Here is a 24,306-nt window from a genome sequence, read left to right on the forward strand (position 1 = left end):
CTACCGAGAGGGCGGTTTTTAAGATTAGATACTCTTTGAATACGCCACAAGACGCTGAGACATATGATTCACTTCATCGACTGAAGCATTCACTTGCTCTGTTAAAGCAGCCTGCGTTTGTGTAAGAGCTGTCATATTCGAGATGTTTTCAAGAATTTCATCAATTTGCGTTTTCATTTCAGTTAAACTAGATTCGATATTTTCCGTCGCATTGGCACTATGAAGCGCCAGCTTACGCACTTCATCTGCAACGACAGAGAATCCGCGGCCCTGTTCACCAGCTCTAGCGGCTTCGATCGCAGCATTCAAACCAAGCAGGTTCGTTTGATTCGCCACTTCTTTGATCAAGTCAGAAATGTTTTTCGTCTCATCTGCACTGTTTTTCGCTAGATTTGCGGCAGACGTTGACTGCTCTTGAGCAACAGCAAGTTCCTGCGCTTGGTTTGTCACAGAGCTAATCCCCGATACCATCTCACTAATAGAACTTGAAAGCTGTTCTACCTGGGAAGCCATTTCATTGGCTGTTTTCTCTTTATTCTTTTCTAAAGTGATGTCACGAATGGTGCCTGCCACACGAAGAGGTACACCCTTCTCATCACGAATGGTTTCACCACCCGCATGATACCAGCGATACTCCCCATTTTTGCTCTGCAATCTATAATCAATGTCAAATGGCGTACGTCCAGAGTGGTCATTTAAATGATCCGCAAAGGCTTGAAGAGCTATTTCTTGATCCTCAGGGTGCAAACGATCGCTCCAGCTACTCAACACGTTCGGAAAATCTTTTTCATCTGTAAAACCAAGCGTTTTTCTGAACTGTGGAGACCACCAGAATTCATTGTTTGGATTGACTGGATCGCCAGCCTCTACCACCATGTCCCAAGGAGCTTCTACAAGCGCACGATTGATCAGGTCATATCTTGTCACGAATGCTTGCAGCTCTTCTTCTTTCAATTTCTGATCATGAATATCAAAAAGAGCCCCTGCCACACGAAGAGGTACACCATTTCGATCACGAATAGTCGTTCCTGTTGCTTTGAACCAGCGATAATCTCCGTTTTTTAACTTCAAACGATATTCGATATCATATGGCGTACGCCCAGAATGATCCAATAAATGCGTAGAGAACGCATTCAAGGTGTATTCCTGTTCATCTGGATGAATGCGAGATGCCCAGCTGTCTAAGACATTCGGAAAATCTTGTTCATTTTGAAAGCCGAGCATTTTGCGGAAATCATCCGTCCATGTGAATTCATTTTTTGGATTCACCGGATCTCCTGCTACGACCGTCATATCCCATAAGCCAACATGAATCGCTTTTGTCACTAAATTCATGCGCATATGAATATTTTCATGCGATTCCTGCATTTTTTGTAAAGCTTCATTTATTTGAGCCACTGCTTCTATTGCTTGACTAGAAGAAAATGCAGCAGTATCCAGTCTTGCTGAAAAATCTCCCTTCTCGATTCGCTCGATTAATTGACCGCTTTCATTTAGAAGGGTACCCGCCGATGAATCACTTGCTTTTCTCATAAACATCTTTAATAACTCCTTTCAGCTCTTTATACAATTTTGAAATATTTTACAGTTATAAACAATTCTTTATTAGGTCTTTAGTAATACAAATGATATATCGACAAAAACAGAAAATTGTTTATGTCGTAAATAAGGCAAATGTCCATTTTTCACGAGGTTTAATATTTCGGATTTAGGTAAAGGTAGGAATTTATGGAGATTAGTGTCTCATTTGATAGAATCAACCTTCTTTTTTGTCTGAAAAATCTCTTTTTTTATATTGACACTAGCGTCTTGAAAAAAGAAAATGGAACATAAGCATTTTTAAAAAAGGAGAACGACATGAGCGCGAATCAGGAACAACAAGAATTAAAAAAGCTTTTATCACCGCGTCACATTCGCATGATTGCGCTGGGCGGGGTCATTGGTACAGGAATCTTTAAGGGAAGTGCCGATACAATCGGTTTAGCAGGTCCTGGGGTCATCTTTTCCTATGTATTTGCCGGATTACTACTTCTCATTGTGATGGCAGCCTTAGCTGAAATGGCCATTGTCTATCCGGGAAATAACCTTCGCGACCTTATACAGCTTGCGCTTGGTCAACGTTTTTCATTTGTAGTCGGCTGGGTTTACTGTTTTATGTGGCTCACTGTGTGTGTCATCGAGATCATTGCAGCAGGCAGTCTGCTCCAATATTGGATGCCGAACGTGCCGCTCTGGTCACTATGTTTACTTTGCTCGCTCTTAGTCATCGGAATTAACTTAAATAATGTAAAATACTTTGGTGAAATTGAGTTTTGGTTCGCTGGAATGAAAATTTTCGTTATTATTGTCTTTATTATTCTCGGTGCAGCATTATTATTTGGGATCATTCCGAACGAACAAAGCACACCTGCTCTCACCAATTATCAAAACTTCATCCCGAACGGATGGGGTGCGATCTTTGCATCATTATTAGTGGTTATTTTCTCTTATGGGGGCTCTGAATTGATCGGGCTGACCATTACAGAAACGAAAAATGCGGAGAAAGTCTTACCAGGTGTTGTCAAAAGTATGATGTGGCGTGTTATTTTATTTTACACATTGCCAATTTTGATCATCTGCGGACTCATTCCTTGGAATCAAATCGATCCAAATAACAGTCCTTTTGTCCAAGTCTTCTCTGCTGCTGGTATGCAAGGCGCCTCTCACTTCATTAATTTCGTATTGATTACAGCCGTTCTATCAGCGGCCAATTCTGGAATTTATGGGACGACGAGAATGATTCATTCTCTATCTAAATCAGACGGCGGTCCGAAAAAGCTAGCACAGGTCAATAAAAGAGGCGTACCCATTTTAAGTTTATGGGTAACCGTTCTGTTTCTTCTCATCGGAACGTTCTTTGCTTACTTATATCCAGAACAAATTTTCAGTTATATGCTGGCTATTCCTGGTTTTGCTGTTTCCCTTATTTGGATCAGCATTTGTCTGGCACATTTAAAACTGCGTCCACAATACCCCCAAGAGCCGTATTTCAAGGTTTGGCTATTTCCGTATTTGACGCTCTTTGCAGGTCTTGTACTAAGTGTGAGTTTTGTTTTGTTCCTATTCAGACAAGAGAACTTGCCTAGCTCGATTATAAGCATCGGTTTCTTAGTCGCTGCAATTATTGCTTCATTCTTAATGAAAAAGAAGGATTAAACACCAAAACCCGCCTCAGTGGCGGGTTTTTTCATGAGCTGCTTCGACTTCAAAGTCAATTGATGCTTTTGGGATGCCGTTGATGATGATCGTTAACGTATGGGTCCCCTCATAGTGCTTTCTCGTCGTCATATTTTGAAAAGACTGTGTCCTGACGAATTCTCTATGTAACGCTGAACCTGTTTCAAACTCTGTGATTTTAAATACCTTTTGATTGCGGGTACCCCGAGCTTTGACATAGTCGATGGCATACTCTACACGCAGCTTTAATGGTCTTTTCGCCTGAAGAGTAAAATGAAAGGTCATTTTCTCGCCAATACGAATAGAATCTTGCGCTATCCGCAAATCTGTTACTTGAACGGATGGATCGTCTCCATAGCCAAACAAAGCCATGATATCTGGATCACCCTTTTTTAGTAATGTACGGGATGCATGTTTGACAATCCAGTTCGTATGTTCATTGGTTCCATACCAGCTTCTGACCGTCTCCTTCATCAGATCAGGCTGAATCGCAGAGATATCGTTTAAATGATTCGCTACACTTTTTTGCACATACCTCGCCGGATCCGACTTCAAGTTTTCCAAAATAGGTAGTGTGACCGAGGGATCCTTTTTAAGTGCAGGAACAGATAAGCCCCATGGCAAACGTGGCCTGCATCCTTCACTAGCAAGCCTGCGGATATGCTCATTTTGATCCTGAGACCACGCTAGCATTTGCGCCAGCATGCTGGCTTGATCCTGAATTAGAAAAGGCCGAACAGCAAATTCAGATGTCGAAAAAGACGTAAAGAATTCGAGCGCCTTGATCGAGATATCCCAATGTGCCAGACCGTACGTCTCGACGTAGTCTGGAAATACGAGCGCACTAAGTCCTGAGAAATGCGGTGCTGCCTGACGCAGCACCTGAATCGCCTGCTCGTAATCCCCCGGCAGACAGGCATGCATTGATTCAGTGACTCTTCTCATTCGTCCTTTTAACTCAAGCTGTGGCCAATCCTCTTGAAGCACGAGCCGCTGGAATTCAGCCGTATCAAAATTAGTGGACGCTTGTTCAAGTTTCTCCGCTAATTCTTGAATAAATAATTCATGATAAACATGTTTTAATGGTTCGATCGTGTCCGCCTCCCACATCTCAATATTCTCATTTTACCCCAATCCGAAAAAAGTGGTATCGCAACAAGCAAAAACAGCCCAATTCTTTAGAACTAGGCTGTTGCGTTCGCTATATAAACATATTAATGATCATAATAAATGCAATAGCACTAACAGAAATGATCGTCTCCATAGCAGTCCAAGTCAAGAATGTCTCTTTAATGGTCATACCAAAATACTCTTTGATCAGCCAAAAACCAGAGTCATTGACATGAGATAAAATCAACGAACCTGCTCCTGTTGCTAACACAAGGAGCTCTCTGCTCACATCCGGCATCGACGCAGCAATTGGAGCTACAATACCAGCTGCCGTCATCATGGATACCGTAGCAGATCCTGTTGCCACACGAATAACCGCAGCAATCAGCCAGCTAAGCAAAATCGGTGAGATCGGCGAGTGTTTGGCTAAATCTGCAATATAATCCCCCACACCCGAATCAATGAGCACATTATTGAAAGCTCCGCCTGCTCCAATGACAAGGAGAATAGAAGCAATTGGACCTAAACACTCGTTGCTAAATGAAAGCACCCGATCACGGCTCATCCCTTGCATAAACCCAAGGCTGAAGAAAGAATACACCGTTGCAATCAGCAGTGCTGTAATTGGATCTCCAATATACTTGAATATCTGAAACCAAATACTGTCCTCCGGTAAAATAATGTCCGCCAGTGTGGCAAGAAGCATTAAAATCACCGGTACCAAAATGGTAAACATCGTATTCGCAAAGCCAGGAAGCTTTCGATCTTCATTTCGTTCAGTGAATTGCTTTCTCAGCATCTCTGGAACTGGCTTATGTATCCGTTTGCCAATCCACTTCCCATACAGCGGCCCAGCAATAATAGCTGTCGGCAATCCAACAATAATGGAAAAGAAAATGGTTTTCCCCACATTGGCATGATAGATGCCAACTGCTGCCATGGCAGCTGGATGAGGCGGCACAAGACCATGCACAACAGACAATCCAGCGATTAATGAAATCCCAATCGTCACGAGCGATATGCCCGTTTCAATCGCAATGGTAAAGAGTAAAGGAATGAGAAGAACGAATCCCACCTGGAAAAACACAGGTATTCCCACGATAAAGGCAACAAACATCATCGCCCAGTGCACATTTTTCGTCCCAAAACGGCCGATTAAAGTTTGAGCAATCCGCTCAGCTCCCCCTGATTCAGCCATCATTTTCCCAAGCATGGTTCCAAGCGCTAGAACAATCGCCAGCAATGATAACGTATTTCCTAATCCCGTTTTAATCGATTGAATGATTTCCTGTAAATCCATCCCTGTGGCAAAACCGACAAGCATAGAGGTGATAATTAAACTCACAAACGGATTCAACTTAGCGACTGTAATGAGAATGAGTAAAAGGACAATCGCCGCAATCACAATGAATAAAAGCATACTCTCCCACCTTTCCCCTGATGTTTAACGATTTTGTTTTAATTGCAGCGCACTAATGACATCAAATTCATCCTTCAGTTTGTCATAGAGGCGCTCATATAAATAAAACAGCTCTATGTAGGTTTCATTGTTCTCCATATTTGGTTCATGACGGGCAGAGATCCGAATCCACTCTTGAACCTCTTCTATCTCTTCCATATGACCTAAACTATGAAGTGCAAGGACAGCCGCACCAAGTGCTGATGCCTCGTAGCTTTCTGGAACAAGTACTTCTCTGCCCATCGTATCTGATAAAATTTGCCGCCATAACGGAGACCTTGCAAAACCACCCGAAGCCCTGACATCCTTTGCTGAACCAGTTAAATCTCTTAAGGCAACACCAATCGAGAAAACACTCATAATGACGCCTTCTAACACGGCTCTAATAAAATGCTCGCGCTTATGCTGAAGGCCAATTCCAAAGAAAGTACCTCTCGCATTTGGATTCCAATAAGGCGCACGCTCACCTGTTAAAAATGGTAGAAACAGCAATCCCTCTGAACCGGCTGGCACCTTTTCCGCAATATCAATCATCAGATCATAAGGGTCCACACCAAGGCGCTTTGCTACCTCCACCTCGGAAGATCCAAATTCATCCTTCAGCCATCTCAGCATAATCCCGCCGTTATTAGTCGGTCCTCCGACCACCCAATGCTTGTCCGTCAGTGCATAGCAAAATGTCCTTGAGTGCTCGTCTGTTACCGGCTTGTCCACGACGGTACGGACTGCACCGCTTGTCCCAATTGTGACAGCCACCTCTCCTTTGCCAATCGCACCAACACCTAAATTCGCTAGAACCCCATCATTCGCACCAACGATAAACGGTGTATCTTCCGCTATCCCCATTCGCAGCGCAATCTCTGGCTGAAGCCCTCTCAGCTGATGCGTCGTTGGAACAAGCTCCGACAGTTGATTGGCTTCAATTCCAGCAATGCGAAGTGCCTCCGCGTCCCATTGAAGCGTTTCCAAACGAAACATTCCTGTTGCGGATGCGATTGAATAATCGACCACATACTGACCGAAGAAATGATAGAGAATATATTCCTTTATGGAAATAAATTTTGCTGCCTGCTTGAAGACATCAGGTGTCATTTCCTTGATCCATCGTATTTTTGAAAGCGGTGACATTGGATGGATCGGTGTACCGGTTCTTTTATAAATTTGAAAGCCATCCATCTCCGTTATGATTCGTTTCGCTTGCTCTGCACTTCTGTTATCAGCCCAAATGATACTGTTTGTTAATGCTTTTCCATCCTCATCCATGACGATTAAGGAATGCATCGCCGTACTAATTCCGACGCCTATCAGATTTATTGCATCAAATGCTGCTTTCGTCAATGCGCCTCTTACACTCGCAATGACAGCATCTAAAATATGTTCAGGGTCCTGCTCAACCCATGCTGGCTGGGGGTGAATGAGGTCATAAGAAACTGAATGCTTTGATATGACTTTCCCCTGTGGTCCAAACAGAACCGCCTTTGTACTAGTTGTACCAATATCCAAACCAATTACCGCCTGGTTTCCCTTCATCTGTATCACGCCCAATCATTGATTTGAAATAATTTTATAGTTTTGATGTACCTGTTAAATCCCATTATAGGAATATTTTTTTCGACATTCAACGACCGAAAAGAAAATTATTTTCACTTAAAAGCTCACAATCGTTACCACAACAGTATTTTTCGCTATTAGAAAAATTTATTTTTGAAATGATCAAACCCTTTTTTGAGAAATCGTTTCTCTCATTTGCTTTAAGTTTGTTAATGTTTCCTGCTGCCTTAAATGCGCAAGCGCAAAATATAGGACGTCAATGACAGTGAGCTGAGCAAGCCTTGCAGACATCGCTTCCGTTCGAAAAGCCGTTTCTTGTGTTGATGTATACAATGTAACATCTGCAAGCTGACTCAATGGAGAGCGCTGATAGCTTGTAATGCCAATGGTTTTGGCTCCCTTTTTCTTTGCTGTTTTCATCGCATCGAGTAAATCTTTATTTCGACCAGAATGAGATATACCGATCACTGTACTCTGATGATCAAGGAGACCGGCAGACATCGCTTGAAAATGAGAGTCTGTATGGACAATACAGTTGATGCCTGTTCTCATAAATTTGTGAAAAGCATCTGTTGCAATGAGGCCGGACCCACCGCTCCCATAAAACTCTAAACGTTCAGCTTCATGAATGATTTGGATGGCTTTTTCTACATCCTCTGGATTCAACAATTGAAAACTATCCTTTAATGCAGATATATTCGCCTGAAATACCTTTTGCATAAATACCGCCGTATCATCATCAAGACTCATCTCTTCATCGACATACTCAGGCTTTGTTTGGTCTATTTCCTGGGCAATAGCAATCTTTAAATCTTGATAGCCCTCAAATCCAAGCCTTTTACAGAGTCGAAAAATCGTTGCCTCTGAACTCGCTGTCTTTTTGGCAAGCTCTACAATAGACAAATGGATGATGTCGCGGGGCTCATTCGTAATATGTTCTGCAATTGCTTTCAGCTTTGGCGGCAATCCTCTGCTTGCTGCCCGTATCTTTTCAATACTACTTAAACTGACAGAAGCCAATCGACTTCACTCCTTCTTCATTAATGTTAACGCATACATTTCCTCATGTTCCCATCTTATAAAAAAGAAGCCTGTTTGCACAGACTTCTTTTCTAAGAATTCATGACTTGGATCAATAAGTCAAAGAATGCTTCAGCATCTACATCCATACATACTTGGACGTTACGCTCTTTCTCCCATTGATGCTGAAAATCACATATCATCTGACCATCACAAAGCTCACTCTTCGTCTCCACTTCTACATGAAAAGCCTGTGTGCTCACAAGCTGCTTCTCAATCGCCAGACTCACAGCAAGCGGATCATGCATTGCACACGCCCACACACCATTCCGCTCAAAATAGCGCTGGCGATAAATCTTTGTACTCTCTCTGATATAACTTGCCAACGTTTCATTCTGAATAGCATCAATTCTCTCATCCGTTAACAAGACCTGTCTCGTGACATCTAATCCAACTTGAGTCAATGAAGGAAAGCCAGCCTCCAGCACTACTTTTGCCGCTTCTGGATCTGCATATGTATTAAATTCCGCAACCGGTGTGACGTTCCCCTGTCCCTGCACGACCCCACCCATAAAAATGACTTCTTTCACGTGATGAATCAGCTCAGGGCATTTTTTCACCGCAAGGGCTAAATTCGTTAAAGGTCCTGTCAACACAAGCGTCACCTGCTTTGAATACTTCAGCACTTGTTCAATGATAAAGTCAGGCGCAAAACCAGCATCTGAAGTCTTCTTAGGCCGGGCATCCTTTAAAGCGCCGCCAATTCCATCCTCCCCATGCACCCGATGTTCATAATGAGGAGCTCTCAAAAGAGGAGTCGCTGCACCTTTGATGACAAGGATTTCCTCTGCCTCAACCAACTCAAGCACTTTACACGTATTCAATGTAGCCGCATCAACAGACACATTCCCGCACACCGTTGTAATCCCCAACATATCAAACCGCTTACTTTTCACTGCCAGCAAAATCCCGATGGCGTCATCTATGCCAGTGTCTACATCCAAGATCAATTTCTTTGTATTTGCCATGGCTGAATCTCCCCCTTATTTGAAAGTGTTGTTAGGGGAATGATAGCATATCCCTCTGTCATCCATTTAGGGAATAAATATCTTTTTGACGTTTGTTTTACTCTTTTTCGCCGATGTCTTTTAGATACTGTTCTCGTTCTTTTTCAGAGAGTCTATTAAGGTAGTTTTCTTTTATCTCCTGCTCATCATTTATATAACCATCAACTGTTACATATCCCATTGGAATATTTTTGGCTTCATCTTCTCTGCGAACTCTTCTGCTTTTTCTTGATCGCTTTTTTCTTGCACCGCATCATTCGATTGACTTTGCTTATTGTGCTGAACGATTAATGAAGTCACTGAGAGAAGGATGATCACACCCCATACAGATACAAGTTTTATTGTATTTTTCATCTCTACCGCCTTGTTATTAATGAAAAATAAAAAACAGGTAGGTGATACCTGCTTTACTCTTTTTCTCCAATATCCTTAAGATACTGTTCACGTTCTTTTTTAGAGAGTCTTTTAAGATAGTTTTCCTTTAGTTCAGGCTCATCTTTAAATTTATCCCAGTCTTTAAATCGATAAGATAATTCAGAAGAAAAAGTCATTGTACCTACTTCCTTAGATCGATATTCTAATGATGCAGAGAAATCATACTTTTCTGGCTTACCATTAATATACCCTCTAATTATTATATAGCCCATTGGATTAACGTTTACTCCCTTATCGAACGTAATGGTTTTAATAAAGTTGTGAATATCTATTTTATGTAAACGTTCTTCTACTTTCGGTTTCATTTCTTCTGCGAATTCTTCTGCCTTTTCTAGATCGTTCTTCTCTTGCACGATTGTTTCACCTCCTGATTCATCCGATTTTTTTTCTTTATCTTTTGGAAAAATAAGTGATATTACTAGAATAACAACGGTACTAATCAAAACAATTAGTACAACTTTAAATGTGTTTTTCACAAAAAAATACCCCACCTTTTAAAGATTTAATCGATAGGTTTTTTATACCTCTTTTTTATAGATATTTACCATACAATATCTTATAATATACATGATAATTATTACAGGAGTGTAAATGTTGACCAAAAAAACTTCAATTAATCAACTTAGCGATAAAGAATATAATGAAATATCATCAGCATCTTATGATATCTTCAACTATGAAAATTCTAAAGATATACACTTGAAAAATGGTAAAATAATATATGTCGTTGACCACCAAGAAACAAAAAAAGGTCTTAACGCACTAACCCTTGTATCGGAAGAAGATTTCGAACGCTCCGATGGAGGAAGAGACCTCACCAAAATCAAAAACGCCGTCATCGCTTACCGCGGGTCAGAACCGATTGGCGCAGGCCAATATAAAGATACCATTAAAAAACATGGAAAAAAAGAGTCAGATGATCTTCTTTCTACCATTTTGACAAAGCTGCCTCCTTTTAGTCAGTCACAGACGTCAAAGGACGTCACGACGAAGGTGACGACAGGGACAACGACCTATACAAATGAGGTTGTACAGGATTGGTTGATTTCGGATACAAAGTATTTGATTAAAAATATCCCTTTTGAACACGGCGCAGAGAATCAAATGGTGCAGGCGGATCGATATGCGAAAGAGATCCATAAGAAAATGCCGAATGCGAAGATGTATGTGACAGGGCATTCACTTGGCGGGTCGAATGCGTCCTATGTTCTTGTTAAAAATGATTTTATTAAAGGCGGGGTTACCTTTGAGAATCCGAATATTTACCCTAATCTACCGGATGGCCTACAAGCCAAAGCCTTAAAAGGTGATTACCGCAGTAGATTAACAGAATATATCAATCTCAATGACGGGCTTTCTCTTTTAAATCGACATACGACAGAAATCGGTCGTGTGAAAGTGATGTATGATGCCGCTTTACCTGAAGGCGTCGATTACTCCGAGGACTCCTCAAAAGCCGTCCAATTTATGAAAAATCTCCTCAATCGGGCAATGAGTGTGAATCCTTCACTGGATGCCAATTTATTCCTTGAAGCCCTCGCTGGCAGCCATGGCTTAGATCGGTATTCATTTTCGTCAGATGGCTCCGTTCAAACCATTGATGATATGTTGAGAAAAAATCCTTCTCTCACCACGGCCATGTTGAATCAGTTGAGTCAGTCGAATGTTCACCCGCATAGTGTGGTGGCAATTTTAATCAAGTCGCATGTCCTCATGAACACAGGGCGTAAATTCTCGACATATGCCGAGCACCATATGCAGCAAATCATTCGTAAAATTGAAAAACTCGATGACAAAGTGGAGCAATCTGTAGAGCGGGTTCGCTCGAGATACAAACAAATTGTGGGCTTTGGTTCGTATGACGAGCTGACGGCTTCAGATGTGGATGCCGTGATTCGCCATTTAAAAACAGAGGGTCTTGAGAATGAGTTCTATTCAGTCAAAAAGTATGATACAGCGATTGATAGCGCGATGAATATAAAAAGGTGGATGGATTCACTATCAGATGATATGAGCCAGCTAGGAAAACAATACCACGATGCAGATACAGCCCTAGCCAAGAATATGGGTATTTCTTAAGGAGTACGACAAATGGAATTTTCAAAAAAACAACCAACAGATGCAGATCGTTTTTTGCAAAGAATGACAGATACGCATACATCAAGCTCCATCTTCTCAAAAGCAAACTTTAACACGGAAGACATGACACCAGCAGAGCTGGCTGTTTTGAAAGCAAAGATCAAAGAAGAACAGAAAACAGCGCTGATCAGAGCCATCCGGCATCAGCTTCAAAATGAATTTGCAGAAGACCGCCAAGAAGCGGAAGAAATGTTAGATCTGATCGATGAACTTCTGGTCAACGTGTATCAACATATAAGGGAGATCCAAACCCATATGTCAGGTGAAGCCATTGACGCCTTAATAGAAAAAATCGAACAAAGACTCACATTTTTTGAGCTAAAAGAAGATGTTCAATCCGCCATCGACTCGATCGGCATTTAAATGAACCTTCCATCCGGTGAATCTTTTCCCCGTCTCACTCGTATATACTAAAAGAGTGATTGATTTGAAAGGAGATCTGTTTGTGGGATATATTTTGTTATTTTCGGTTGTGATCGGTCTTGTCTTGACCCTTTTGCTCACACCGCTCAGGTTGATCGTTAGAAAGAAAGGGACAGAACAGCAGGTTCCGCTTATATGGATTGCAGGCCTTGCTTTGCTGTTCATGATCGGTGTTTTTGTTTTCTATTACATGACCAATTTAGACCGTAACCCTTCATCCCTATGGCTGATTGGACTTGTTGTGACAGCAGCAGGGGCCTTTTTATCAGTTGGATTGGAGCGGAAGATCAAAGGCTCGTTGTTCCTTATTCTATTGCTTCTAGGTGCTTACATGGCGACAGCTTTTCTATTCAATGCGAATGAGAAATACGATGTCTCCAAAATGGAGCAAAAAGTCGAAATCAAAGCGTTTGATGAGACGGAAACACCTGCAAGTGTGCCGCCTCAATTTGCTCGCAATAAAATGAAGAAATCGTTCGGACAGGTTCCAAACACAAGCTATTATGAGCTTGGTAGCTTGCAAATTCAGAAGGTCAACGGTGAATATGTGTACATCGCACCAGTGGAATTTTCGGATTTCTTTAAATGGATTCGTTCAGGCAGCACGCCGGGTTACTTTATATTAAGTGCGACCGACTCATCTGCTAATCCAAAGTTCGTGAAAACAGAAATGGTCTATACGCCGTCCTCCTATTTCAACAAAGAAATTGAGCGGCATATCCGTCTCCAGTACCCAGATTTGATTTTCTATGGAGACACACAGCTGGAAATCAACGATGACGGCAAGCCTTATTACATTCGAACGTATGGCGACTTTATCTCTGCCCGAAACGGCTTTAAAGCTTCAGGCGTGGTCGTTGTTGATGCCAAAACTGGCGCGACGAAGAAATATACGCTAGATCAAGTACCTGCCTTTATCGATGGTGCTGTTTCACCAGAGGCAGTCAGTCTGCAAAACAGTTATTTCGGAAATTATATTCACGGTTTTTGGAACAGTATGTTTGGAAAATCAGATGTGAAACTGCCTTCTGACGAAGGAACAGAAGCCAATGTAAGTCCAGTGTTTGATTCAAAAGGAGATATGTATTACTTCACAGATTTCACCAGTCCGAAAGAGGGCGTTGATTCCATGCTCGGGTATGCCCTGACAAATGCCCGGACAGGAAAAGCGACTTATTATACCGGGAATCTTGAAGAGTCCTACATGGATTCTCAAGGAGCATTGCAAATTATTGAGAAACGATTCATCGAGAAGAAATGGAAAGGGCGCATGCCGATTCTTTATAATTTCTATGGAGAAGCCAGCTGGCTCACACCCGTTCTCGATTCAAACGGGTTCCTGCAAAACTACTTTATTGTTTCTGCAGCCAATCCCGAAATCGCTGCGTACGCTTCAACACCAAATGAAGCACTAAGAGCCTATAAGACAGCCCTTCAAAAAGGCGGCGGCACCGTTAACAGTTCATCTAAGCAGGAAAAGAAAGAAGCTGCAGGAAAAGTCAAACGAGTCTATAAAGAAAAGACCGGTGATTATACAACCGTCACCTTCTTGCTCGATGATGGGAAAAACTACACCATGTCATCTGAAAAAGAGCCTCTTATAATTTATTTAAAAGAAGGGGATCAGGTCACGATCAAATACACAGATACAGGTGAAATTTTCCTTCCAGTTGATGAAATAAAAATCAAAGGGTTATAAAAAAAGACGCTTCTCCTACTGTGGAGAAGCGCCTTTTTTCTCTTTCCTTAACAACTCAACGAGTAATTCCTTATTTTTATTCCCGCCTGTCATCGGTGACTCGACATAGGAGAATTTTCGTTTGAAATCCATACCCCTCACAGAAATAACAGCCAATTCACCGCCAATGCTGCCTCGCTGGAGGACATATTTTGATAAAATGGAAAGACCCATTCCGTGGATCACAGCTTCTTTAATGGCTTGGTTACTGCTAAATGTCACAAAGGTCCGCGCTTTCAATCCATTTGATTTTAGGACGTGCTGTAAGTATTCTCCTGTACCTGAACCCTCTTCTCTCGTGATCCATGTTTCGTTTTGCAATTGATCAATCGTGACATCCTTCTTCTTGGCAAATGGGTGATCTAACGGCGCAACGATGTAAAGCTCGTCCTCTAGAAAGGTTTCTACAGAAAGTTCTTTGTCATTGGTCTGTCCCTCGATCAAACCGATGTCGACATGAAATAAGCGGACATGCCTGGCGATTGCTTCTGTATTATCAATGACCACCTCAATATCAACATGCGGATAGAGCTGATGAAACTCCGCTAATATTTGCGGTAGCACGTATTCACCAATTGTGAAACTTGCCCCAATGGTCAGCTTCCCTCTTGCCAAATGATGATGCTCATAAATATCCTGCTTCGCCTGTTCATATAAACGAATGATTTGTTTTGATCGATGGTACAACATATCCCCAGTTGGTGTAACAGTTAATTGCTTTGGCGAACGATTGAGCAGAACGGTCTGAAATTCCTGCTCCAAGTTCTTAATATGAAGACTGACACTCGGCTGAGATATCCGCAGCTTCTGGGCCGCTTTTGTAAAATTTTTCTCTTCCACAACTGTCACAAATGTCTTCAGTGCATCGTAATACATCTGTCCCTCTCCTATCAGAAATCTTAATCCAACACCTTCATTACATATATCTTACTAATTCCTTTCATTTGCGTAAAGAACCGTCTAAACAAAAACAATTTAATAAAAATATTTACTAATTTTTTTAAAGACTCTATACTGAGAGGAGATATTTTCTATAGGAGGTGCTGATTTGGCAGCAAAAATAAAGGACATTGCTGAAAAAGCTGGATTATCCATTGCGACTGTATCTCGCGTACTGAACCAAGATCCGAACCTTTCAGTCACGGATCAAACACGCGAAAAAGTATACGCGGCGGCGGAAGCTTTGTCCTATCAAAAAAAGACATTCAAACATTCATTAAAAAAAATCGCCTTTCTCTATTGGATGACCGAAAAGGAAGAGCTTGAAGATATTTATTTTAAATCCATTCGTTTGGGCATCGAGGAACTCAGCAAAACCCGGAGTTTAAATGTCACCGCTTACAATCCAACTGATGGTCTTCACTCCATTGATCCTTCTACAGAAGGGATTATTGCCATCGGTCGTTTTAAAAAGTCAGAGCTTGACCAATTATATGCGATCACCCAGCACATCGTCTTTATTGATACGTCGCCAGATGAAGACCGTTTTGATTCTGTAAAGCCTAACCTGAGACGAATTGTTGAAAAGATCATTGATTCCTTTATCGAAAAAAAGCACAAATCCGTTGGGTTCATTGGCGGGACAGACCTTGATCTGAATACGAATGTGCATATTCCAGATATTCGTGAAACGACTTTCCGTGAGTACATGACGGCACACAATCTGATGGATGAGCGATTGATTTATATCGGTCACCATTTCTCTGTAGATGAAGGCTATTCACTAATGATGAGGGCGATTGATGAGCTTGGTGATGATCTACCAACCGCCTTTTGTGTCGCAAGTGACCCTCTTGCCATCGGCTGTTTACAGGCATTAAATGAGCGTGGTTATGCTCTGCCAAATCGCGTCAGTGTCTTTAGTATCAACGATATCCACGTTTCTCAATATGTGTCACCACCGCTCACAACCTATCACATTCATACATCTTTACTTTGTGAGACAGCGGTCGATTTACTTTTAGAAAGACTTGTTGACGGCAGAACATTGCCCAAAACCGTGCTGATTGCCTCTGAACCTGTCTTTCGGAAAAGCACCATATAATTAGCTGGAAGCCCCGCCCAATGTGGAGGGCTTCTTTTCTCTCCACATTAGTAAAAAATTTTACTTAATAAATTTAATAAAATATGTTTACTTTTTTTACTCAAGTTGATATTCTCACATTAAGAAAGCGTTTTCTTATCATCTGTGAAAAAAGTACGAGAGGGGATTACCAATGAAAAAGGGAAAATGGGCGACATTATCAGCAGTCGTTGGTGCTGCTGTACTTCTGCTTTCAGCATGCGGACCAGGAGACGTCAATTCAAGCGGAACACAGCCCGCATCTACAGGTACAAAGACCTTGCTAGTGTGGGAGGATGTCAAAAAGTCTGATGGGATTCAAGACGCTGTAAAAGAATTCGAAAAGCAAAACGATGTGAAAATCAAAGTGGTCGAAAAAGCGTATGCCGACCAAATTGAAGCTCTCCGCCTTGATGGTGCAGCCGGCACTGGTCCAGATGTGATCACCATGCCTCACGATCAAATTGGTTCATCTGTAACAGAGGGACTATTACAGGAAATTAAGCCAGATCAAAAGGTGATTGACTCCTTCACAGACGAAGCCATTCAGTCACAAACGGTGAATGGCAAGCTATATGGTCTGCCAAAGTCCGTTGAAACAACGGTGCTTTTCTATAACAAAGACCTTGTCAAAAAGGCACCCACTACACTCGATGGCTGGTATGATCTTTCGAAAAAGCTGACAAAGGACGGGAAATACGGTTTTGTCGCAAAATGGGATGAAATTTACTACGCACAAAGTGTGTTAGGCGGCTCAGGGGGCTATATTTTCAAGCAGAAAAGCGATGGTTCTTATGACGTGAAAGATATTGGCTTGAACAACGATGGCGCCATCGAAGGCGGAAAATACATTCAAAAATTCTTTAGCGAAGGACTATTTCCAAAAGGCATTATTGGTGAACAAGGAATCAATGTCCTCAACTCCTTATTCACAGAGAAAAAGGCGGCGGCTGTGATTTCTGGTCCGTGGTCATTTGGTCCATATAAAGAAGCTGGTATTGACTATGGTGTAGCCGAACTGCCAACACTCCCTAATGGAAAACATATGAGCTCATTCCTAGGTGTAAAGAGCTATAACATTTCCTCTTATTCTAAAAATAAAGAACTTGCTGAGAAATTTGTTGAGTTTATCACGAACGAAAAAAATTCGAAAAAGCGCTTTGAAGTAACAGAGGAAATTCCACCAGTGAAAAAGCTGATGAAGGATCCAATCATTACAGAAAACGCAAATGCGGATGCTGTTTCCAAACAAACGAAATATGCCACGCTGACACCAAATAACCCAGAAATGGCGGAGGTGTGGAAGCCGATTGACAGCGCATTAGGTCTCATCGCAACCGGCCGTACAGATGTGAAAAAGGCATTTGATGATGCGGTCAATCAAATCGATTCTCAAATTAAAGCAAATCACTCAAAGTAAATATCAAGCGCGGGTAGCCTTGCGTCTATTAAGCTGCCCGCTCTTTGATCTAATTTCATATGAAGTAGGTGTTAGACGTGACGGGTAACCTTGAACTAGACCGCACACACACAGTGGAATCAAAGACACACCGGAGACGGGCGCTAATGTTCTCTCTTATACCCGGGATGGGGCAAATATACAACAAACAGTACGGCAAAGGGGCACTTTTTTTCTTTTTCGGCGTCTCTTTTTTGATTGTATTTTATGATTTATTCAATATTGGCTTTTGGGGATTGTTCACACTTGGTACGATGCTGCCTCGTGACAACTCTGTTTTTCTTTTAGCAAAGGGGATTATTGCGCTTTTAACAGCTGGTTTTGGTATCGGCTTTTACGTTCTCATGATGCGTGATGCCTTTATGAACGGAAAGAAACGTGATCAAGGAGTTCCGCTTCATTCCATCCGTGCTCAATATCATCAGCTCATCGACCAAGGCTTTCCTTACTTAATGAGCACTCCTGCTTTCTTTTTACTTCTCTTTTCTGTTGTCTTTCCTATTATGTTCAGCTTTGCGCTGGCCTTTACAAACTATGATTTATACCACTCGCCTCCTGCCAATCTCATTGATTGGGTAGGCATCAAAAACTTTCAAAATATCTTTTCAATTGATATTTGGAGAGATACCTTTATTGATGTACTTGGCTGGACTGTCGTATGGACATTGGCTGCTTCGACCCTTCAATGTGCCCTTGGCATCTTTCTCGCTGTTTTGCTTCATCAGAAGGATTTAAAAGGAAAGCGGTTTTTTAGAACGATTTTGATTCTGCCTTGGGCTGTTCCGGGCTTTGTGACCATTTTGGTATTTGCCGGACTGTTCAATGACACGTTTGGTGCCATCAACAATACGCTTTTTGCATCCATTGGGATTGATCCAAAGCCGTGGCTGACAGATCCATTTTGGAGCAAAATTGCCCTCATTGCGATGCAGACTTGGCTTGGTTTTCCTTTTGTTTTCATTATGACAACCGGTGTTTTGCAGGCCATTCCTGAAGATTTATATGAGGCTGCGACCATTGATGGGGCAAACATCTTTCAGAAATTTCGGTCCATCACATTACCGCTTGTCCTCTATTCAATTGCACCTATATTAATCACGCAATATACCTTTAACTTTAACAACTTTAATATTATCTACTTATTTAATGGCGGTGGACCGCCTGTGGCCGGGTCAACAGCTGGGGGTACGGATATATTGGTTTCTTGGATTTACAAACTCACGATGCAGTCATCTCAATATGCACTCGCTGCCGCTGTCACGATCTTACTGTCGATCTTTGTGATCGCCATTGCACTCTGGCAGTTTAAGAGAACGAATTCATTCAAAGAGGAGGACATGATGTGATATGGGATCAAAACAAAACAAGCTCATTCGCCTGAGCATCACTTATTTTATCCTTTTCATTGCCTCCACTTGTATTCTATATCCACTGCTTTGGACGATCGGTGCTTCCTTTAATCCTGGGAACAGCCTCATGAGTACAAGCATGTTTCCGAAGAACCCAACGATTAGCCACTTCACCGAGCTATTCTTTGGTCAGGGGGCACTTTATGCAAAATGGTATTGGAACTCCATGAAGATCAGTATTGCCACAATGGTGTTAACGCTGATTCTTGTCAGTTTTACAGGCTATGCCTTTTCCAGATTCCGTTTCAAAGGGCGGAAAAATGGGCTGATGCTCTTTTTGCTGCTGCAAATGATTCCTCAATTTTCAGCGCTGATTGCGATTTTTGTTCTAGCTCAAATGCTTGGACTGATTAACAGCCACCTTGCACTGATTTTGATTTATGCAGGCGGACAAATTCCGATGAATACGTATTTAATGAAGGGCTATCTTGATGCGATTCCGAAGGATCTCGATGAATCAGCCAGAATGGACGGCGCAGGGCATTTCCGGATTTTCATCCAAATTATTATGCCGCTTGCCAAGCCGATTTTAGCCGTTGTTGCCATCAACTCATTTACAGGACCGCTGGGTGATTTCATCATTTCCAGTGTCATTGTCCGTTCACCCGAAATGTATACGCTCCCAATTGGTCTATACAATCTTGTATCAGACAAAATGGGTGCCAGCTACACGACCTTTGCAGCCGGGGCTTTACTCATTGCGATTCCAGTTGCTTTATTGTTTCTTGTTTTACAAAAACAATTTGTATCCGGCCTCACACAAGGCGGGACAAAAGGATAAGGGGAGATTTGATGAAGAAATGGTTACTCGTCACTGTTGTCGTTTTCTTTCTGATGGGGTTAGGTATTCTGCCTGAAGCAAAGGCTGATACGATTTCGGTGAAACCGATCAATGGATTGCAAGGTGATTTCATCAAAGGAGCCGATATCTCCATGCTCGCAGAAGTGGAGCGAAGTGGCGGCAAATACTACAACCAAGACTGGCAGCAGGTTGATCCTCTCAAGCTATTAAAAGATAAAGGTGTCAACTATGTGCGCATCAGACTCTGGAACAATCCATACGACAACCAAGGCCGTGCCTATAACGGCGGGACAAACGATTTAAACACCGCCATTGCTTTATCGAAACGTGCAAAAGCACAAAATATGAAAGTGCTGCTTGATTTTCATTACAGTGATTTCTGGACTGATCCTGGTAAACAGTTCAAACCGAAAGCATGGGCTTCTCTCTCACAAAGCGATTTAGAAAAAGCTGTCGGCACTTACACAGGTGATGTGCTCAAAGCGATGAGAACGCAAAATGCCCTGCCAAATATGGTACAGGTCGGGAATGAATTGAATTCAGGTATGCTGTGGCCAAACGGCAAAAGCTGGGGTGAAGGTGGCGGTGAATTTGACCGGCTCGCTGCTTTGCTAAAGGCTGGTACAAATGCAGTCCGCTCTGTCGATTCAAATATCAAGATCATGCTTCACCTTGCACATGGAGGGGACAATGGCGCCTCCCGCTGGTGGTTTGATGAAATCACCAAACGAGGTGTCTCATTCGATACGATCGGTTTATCTTACTACCCGTATTGGGACGGGGGATTTAGCGGTCTTACTAACAATATGAATGATATTAGTGCCCGCTATAACAAAGACGTGATCGTGGTAGAAACCGCCTATGGCTTTACAACAGCAAATGGTGACAACCTAGATAACTCATTTAACCAAGATTCAGTCAATACGGCCGGTTATCCAGCATCACCACAAGGGCAGGCATCTTTTATACGAGATCTATCAGAAAAAATTTCACAAGTAAAAAATAACCGGGGAAAAGGGTTCTTTTATTGGGAGCCGCTTTGGATTCCAGCGAAAGGCGCTCCGTGGTCTAGTCAATACGGGCTCGCTTATATCCAAACAACCGGTACTGTCGGAAATGCTTGGGAAAATCAGGCGATGTTTGATTTCAACGGAAAAGCACTGCCTTCTCTTGATGTATTTAAACAAATGACACCGTAATTATAAGGATAGGACGTGACAAAATGGGAAAGCGTTACCCACTCGTTCACCCAAATGTGAAAGGCTTTTTGCATGGTGGCGACTATAATCCTGATCAATGGCTCCATATGCCGGAGATCATTGACGAAGATTTTCGATTAATGAAGCTTGCACACTGTCAAACATTTTCTATCAATATTTTCGCATGGAGTAAGCTAGAGCCAGTAGAAGGTCAGTATGAATTTGCTTGGCTAGATGACATCATGAACCGCTTGGCAGCGCAGGGGGCACACGCCATTCTCGCCACGCCAAGCGGAGCAAGACCTGCTTGGCTCTCGCAAACATATCCAGAAGTATTACGCGTTGAAGCAAATCGCCAGCGCAACTTACATGGGCTTCGCCATAATCATTGCTTCACCTCACCGGTTTATCGAGAAAAAACGAATACACTCAATCGTTTGCTCGCTGAACGCTACAAGGACCATCCAGCGCTGATCATGTGGCACATTTCAAATGAATACGGCGGCGAATGTCATTGTGATCTTTGCCAAGAGGCATTTAGAGACTATTTGAAAGACAAATACAGCCACGACCTTGAAGCTTTGAACCAAGCATGGTGGACGGGGTTTTGGAGCCACACATATAGTGATTGGTCACAAATCGAGTCACCTGCACCGCACGGGGAGCACATGATTCATGGCATGAACCTAGATTGGAAGCGTTTTGTCACAGCGCAAACGATCAATTTTTATCAAAATGAGATTGAGCCACTGCGAGAATTGACGCCTCATATCCCAGTGACCACCAACTTTATGGGCGACTATCCGCATATGCGTCCATTCCTTGGACTGGATTATCATCAATTCGCAAAAGAGGTCGATGTGATCTCTTGGGATAGCTATCCGGCATGGCATAGCGGCAGAGAAACTACTGCAGAATTAGCGTCAAACGTCGCCTTCGTTCACGATTTATATCGGTCATTAAAGGACGGTCAGCCGTTTCTTGTGATGGAAAGCACACCAAGCCTCGTGAACTGGCATGAAGTGAATAAGGTGAAGCATAAAGGAATGGCACACCTCTCTGCCATGCAGGCGATTGCCCACGGGTCCGACTCCGTCCTTTATTTCCAGTGGAGACAAGGTCGAGGAGCCTCTGAAAAATTTCACGGCGCCGTTGTCGATCATTCAGGACATGAACATACACGTGTATTCCAAGAGGTGGCTGATCTAGGGAAACAATTAGAACAGCTGCAGCCGATTGCGGGTACATCCGTTCAACCAGAAGTCGCCATCATATATGATTGGGAAAACCATTGGGCGATTGATGATGCGCAAGGCTTAAATAATACCAACAAACGCTACGTGGAGGCTTGTCAAACTCACTATCGCAGCTTCTGGAAAAAGGGCATCCCTGTTGATATTGTCGGAATGGAAAAGGATTTCTCATCCTATCGAGTGCTTGTGGGGCCAATGCTCTACATGATCAAACCAGGCGTCGCAGAAAAGATTGAAGCCTTTGTTAAAGAGGGCGGTATTTTTGTCGCAACATACTGGAGCGGCATGGTCGACGAAAATGACCTCTGTTTCCTCGGTGGTTTCCCTGGCCCTCTCCGCCATGTACTTGGCATTTGGGCAGAGGAAATCAACACATTGATGCCAAATGAACACGTTTTAATGACCACAGGGAATGGACGCACTTATCATGTCGGTCAATATTGCGAATCCATTCACCCTGAATCAGCCTCTGTGTTAGGGCATTTTGAGAATGGTTGCTACGAAGGACAGCCCGCCCTTACTGTCCGTCCATTTGGCAAAGGGAAGGCATACTATATGGCTTCTGAAAATGAGCAAGCTTTTTATGATGATTTTTACGAAGATCTCATCACAGGAATAGGCATACAACCGATCCTATCCTCTTCGATTCCAGAAGGAGTCAGTGTCCAGAAACGAACAGATGGGTCGCAGGACTATGTGTTTATGATGAATTTTACAGATAGTCAAAAGGTAATTTTGTTAGAAGATCAAATCACTTATGAAGATGCATTCCACTCTTCAAATTTAACAGGAAAAATAATGCTAGATGCCTATGAATATTCTATATTAAAAAGAAAAAAAGAATGCCTTTAAAGACATTCTTTTTTTTATGCAAGAACCAACCTTAAATTCAGCTTATAAACAAAATTCTAACTTGAAATAATATGGTAAAAAATGATACATTATTTGTGAGAATTAGTAAAAAAACACTTTTTGAATCAAGGAGCATTTATGGATATAAACACAACTTTATTACTCTAATACATCATTTCGTCTTTTTTCCTAAGAACTTTCTCTTAATCAAGTACTTTAGTGAAAAAAATTATCGTCATTCTTGGTTTGTTTTCCTGGCTGTGTTAAGTCTGTTTTTAGGGTTTTATTTAGCTATTTTCCCCACAATCTCTACATTAATTAATCATTCTTTTAAGACAGATGGAATTGATTATACTGCTGATATGAGCATACTCATTATGATGATTACACTAGCATTAGGGATTGTTCAATTTACAGCAATGGTTCTTGTAAGCTTCTTTATAATACATATCATTGGGATATTATTTGGTGGTGTTGCTACTGCTAAAGAGTTTTTCCCAAGTTTTATTTATTCTATCATACCGGTTGCTATCAAATTTATAATTCTCATTATCTTTTCTTTCTTTTTAGGTAGTGATTTTGCATTTTCAGTTATTTATCCAAATTCTCAAAAGCCAATTGATATTATATTGAATATTATCATCGACCCTTTTTTGGTGGTCTACCATTCTAGGGTGTATTGCAATTAAAGAAATACACAAAATTTCCTATATGAAAACTGTCATAATCGTTTGTATAACAATGTCTTTAGGTATTATTTCTCTTTTTGCCATCGCTACTTTCCTTATGGGTTCTTCAGAAGGTATTGCAAGTTTAGCTTCTATTGATTTCAATTCAGGTAATCAATTTGCATTAGACCTTGCAACAAACTTAGGAATTAGTCGCAAAACCGCTTATGCTGCTATAGGTGTTATCATGACTACTGGCGATGTCCTAACAATACTTAGTCTATTAGCTGTTGTTTTGGGTGGAACTGGCCTTGTCACTGCTGCTATGGTAGCTACTGCGAAAAAATTGGCTACAAAACACGGCAAAAAATACGCTGCAGAATGGTAAAATCCAAAGTGAAGAAATTGAGGAGTATAATTATACTCCTCCTTCTTTTCGTCTAG

The 24,306-nt window shown here is 41.9% G+C and carries 21 protein-coding genes; 12 read left to right on the forward strand and 9 right to left on the reverse strand.

Translation table 11 applies throughout. The annotated features are described in order from the left end of the window. Positions 1-24: 24 nt before the first annotated feature. Positions 25-1,539: a methyl-accepting chemotaxis protein gene (locus IEE86_RS17060; RefSeq protein WP_191098244.1), complete on the reverse strand. Its 1,515-nt coding sequence runs from the start codon at positions 1,537-1,539 to the stop codon at positions 25-27. 318 nt (positions 1,540-1,857) lie between these two features. On the opposite strand from IEE86_RS17060, the gene IEE86_RS17065 reads away from it, so the two are divergent. Then, positions 1,858-3,195 carry an amino acid permease gene (locus tag IEE86_RS17065; RefSeq protein WP_191098245.1) on the forward strand — a complete coding sequence of 446 codons (1,338 nt, stop codon included), beginning with the start codon at positions 1,858-1,860 and terminating at the stop codon, positions 3,193-3,195. A gap of 15 nt (positions 3,196-3,210) precedes the next feature. Here IEE86_RS17065 and IEE86_RS17070 read toward each other — a convergent pair whose 3' ends face one another. From IEE86_RS17070 to IEE86_RS17100, 7 genes are all read right to left on the reverse strand, one after another. Further along, positions 3,211-4,326: a DNA alkylation repair protein gene (locus tag IEE86_RS17070; protein ID WP_191098246.1), complete on the reverse strand. Its 1,116-nt coding sequence runs from the start codon at positions 4,324-4,326 to the stop codon at positions 3,211-3,213. A gap of 91 nt (positions 4,327-4,417) precedes the next feature. Beyond that, entirely contained in the window at positions 4,418-5,746 is a 1,329-nt protein-coding gene (locus tag IEE86_RS17075) for a GntP family permease (RefSeq protein WP_191098247.1), read from the reverse strand. Positions 5,747-5,770: 24 nt separating this feature from the next. Then, entirely contained in the window at positions 5,771-7,315 is a 1,545-nt protein-coding gene (gene gntK, locus IEE86_RS17080; RefSeq protein WP_191098248.1) for a gluconokinase, read from the reverse strand. 183 nt (positions 7,316-7,498) lie between these two features. After that, positions 7,499-8,356: a MurR/RpiR family transcriptional regulator gene (locus IEE86_RS17085; RefSeq protein WP_191098249.1), complete on the reverse strand. Its 858-nt coding sequence runs from the start codon at positions 8,354-8,356 to the stop codon at positions 7,499-7,501. Positions 8,357-8,448: 92 nt separating this feature from the next. Then, positions 8,449-9,384: a nucleoside hydrolase gene (locus tag IEE86_RS17090; protein WP_191098250.1), complete on the reverse strand. Its 936-nt coding sequence runs from the start codon at positions 9,382-9,384 to the stop codon at positions 8,449-8,451. A 207-nt stretch (positions 9,385-9,591) separates the two neighbouring features. Further along, the gene (locus IEE86_RS19720; protein WP_411955708.1) at positions 9,592-9,777 is read right to left on the reverse strand and encodes a hypothetical protein; all 186 of its coding nucleotides are present in this window, start codon (positions 9,775-9,777) and stop codon (positions 9,592-9,594) included. Between the two features lie 53 nt (positions 9,778-9,830). Further along, positions 9,831-10,334 (reverse strand): DUF1433 domain-containing protein, encoded by a 504-nt coding sequence (locus IEE86_RS17100; RefSeq protein ID WP_191098251.1) that lies wholly within the window; start codon positions 10,332-10,334, stop codon positions 9,831-9,833. A gap of 115 nt (positions 10,335-10,449) precedes the next feature. On the opposite strand from IEE86_RS17100, the gene IEE86_RS17105 reads away from it, so the two are divergent. From IEE86_RS17105 to IEE86_RS17115, 3 genes are all read left to right on the forward strand, one after another. Continuing rightward, a complete protein-coding gene (locus tag IEE86_RS17105; RefSeq protein WP_224741059.1) occupies positions 10,450-11,937 on the forward strand; it encodes a lipase family protein in 1,488 nt (495 codons plus the stop codon). A gap of 12 nt (positions 11,938-11,949) precedes the next feature. After that, the gene (locus IEE86_RS17110; protein ID WP_191098253.1) at positions 11,950-12,360 is read left to right on the forward strand and encodes a hypothetical protein; all 411 of its coding nucleotides are present in this window, start codon (positions 11,950-11,952) and stop codon (positions 12,358-12,360) included. 82 nt (positions 12,361-12,442) lie between these two features. Continuing rightward, positions 12,443-14,119: a hypothetical protein gene (locus tag IEE86_RS17115; RefSeq protein WP_191098254.1), complete on the forward strand. Its 1,677-nt coding sequence runs from the start codon at positions 12,443-12,445 to the stop codon at positions 14,117-14,119. Positions 14,120-14,134: 15 nt separating this feature from the next. Here IEE86_RS17115 and IEE86_RS17120 read toward each other — a convergent pair whose 3' ends face one another. Continuing rightward, entirely contained in the window at positions 14,135-15,034 is a 900-nt protein-coding gene (locus tag IEE86_RS17120) for a LysR family transcriptional regulator (protein WP_191098255.1), read from the reverse strand. 172 nt (positions 15,035-15,206) lie between these two features. Here IEE86_RS17120 and IEE86_RS17125 point away from each other — a divergent pair, with 172 nt between their 5' ends. The 8 genes from IEE86_RS17125 to IEE86_RS17160 all read left to right on the forward strand — a co-directional run bounded on the left by IEE86_RS17125 (position 15,207) and on the right by IEE86_RS17160 (position 24,250). Further along, positions 15,207-16,202, forward strand: a complete 996-nt coding sequence (locus tag IEE86_RS17125) for a LacI family DNA-binding transcriptional regulator (RefSeq protein ID WP_191098256.1) — start codon at positions 15,207-15,209, stop codon at positions 16,200-16,202. A gap of 172 nt (positions 16,203-16,374) precedes the next feature. Further along, positions 16,375-17,640 (forward strand): galactooligosaccharide ABC transporter substrate-binding protein GanS, encoded by a 1,266-nt coding sequence (locus IEE86_RS17130; RefSeq protein WP_191098257.1) that lies wholly within the window; start codon positions 16,375-16,377, stop codon positions 17,638-17,640. Between the two features lie 146 nt (positions 17,641-17,786). Then, positions 17,787-19,025 carry a galactooligosaccharide ABC transporter permease GanP gene (locus tag IEE86_RS17135; protein WP_191098291.1) on the forward strand — a complete coding sequence of 413 codons (1,239 nt, stop codon included), beginning with the start codon at positions 17,787-17,789 and terminating at the stop codon, positions 19,023-19,025. Between the two features lies 1 nt (position 19,026). Continuing rightward, positions 19,027-19,869 (forward strand): sugar ABC transporter permease, encoded by an 843-nt coding sequence (locus tag IEE86_RS17140; RefSeq protein ID WP_191098258.1) that lies wholly within the window; start codon positions 19,027-19,029, stop codon positions 19,867-19,869. Positions 19,870-19,880: 11 nt separating this feature from the next. Continuing rightward, complete coding sequence (locus IEE86_RS17145; RefSeq protein WP_191098259.1) at positions 19,881-21,089, forward strand: glycoside hydrolase family 53 protein; 1,209 nt, start codon at positions 19,881-19,883, stop codon at positions 21,087-21,089. Between the two features lie 23 nt (positions 21,090-21,112). Next, on the forward strand, positions 21,113-23,194 hold the full coding sequence (locus IEE86_RS17150) for a beta-galactosidase (RefSeq protein WP_191098260.1): 2,082 nt from the start codon (positions 21,113-21,115) through the stop codon (positions 23,192-23,194). 95 nt (positions 23,195-23,289) lie between these two features. Further along, on the forward strand, positions 23,290-23,883 hold the full coding sequence (locus IEE86_RS17155; protein ID WP_191098261.1) for a YIP1 family protein: 594 nt from the start codon (positions 23,290-23,292) through the stop codon (positions 23,881-23,883). 22 nt (positions 23,884-23,905) lie between these two features. After that, positions 23,906-24,250 carry a circular bacteriocin, circularin A/uberolysin family gene (locus tag IEE86_RS17160; RefSeq protein ID WP_191098262.1) on the forward strand — a complete coding sequence of 115 codons (345 nt, stop codon included), beginning with the start codon at positions 23,906-23,908 and terminating at the stop codon, positions 24,248-24,250. The last annotated feature ends 56 nt before the right edge of the window (positions 24,251-24,306 follow it).

Origin of the sequence: Bacillus crepusculi (assembly GCF_014764715.1) — a bacterium.
GTDB lineage: Bacteria > Bacillota > Bacilli > Bacillales > Bacillaceae > Bacillus.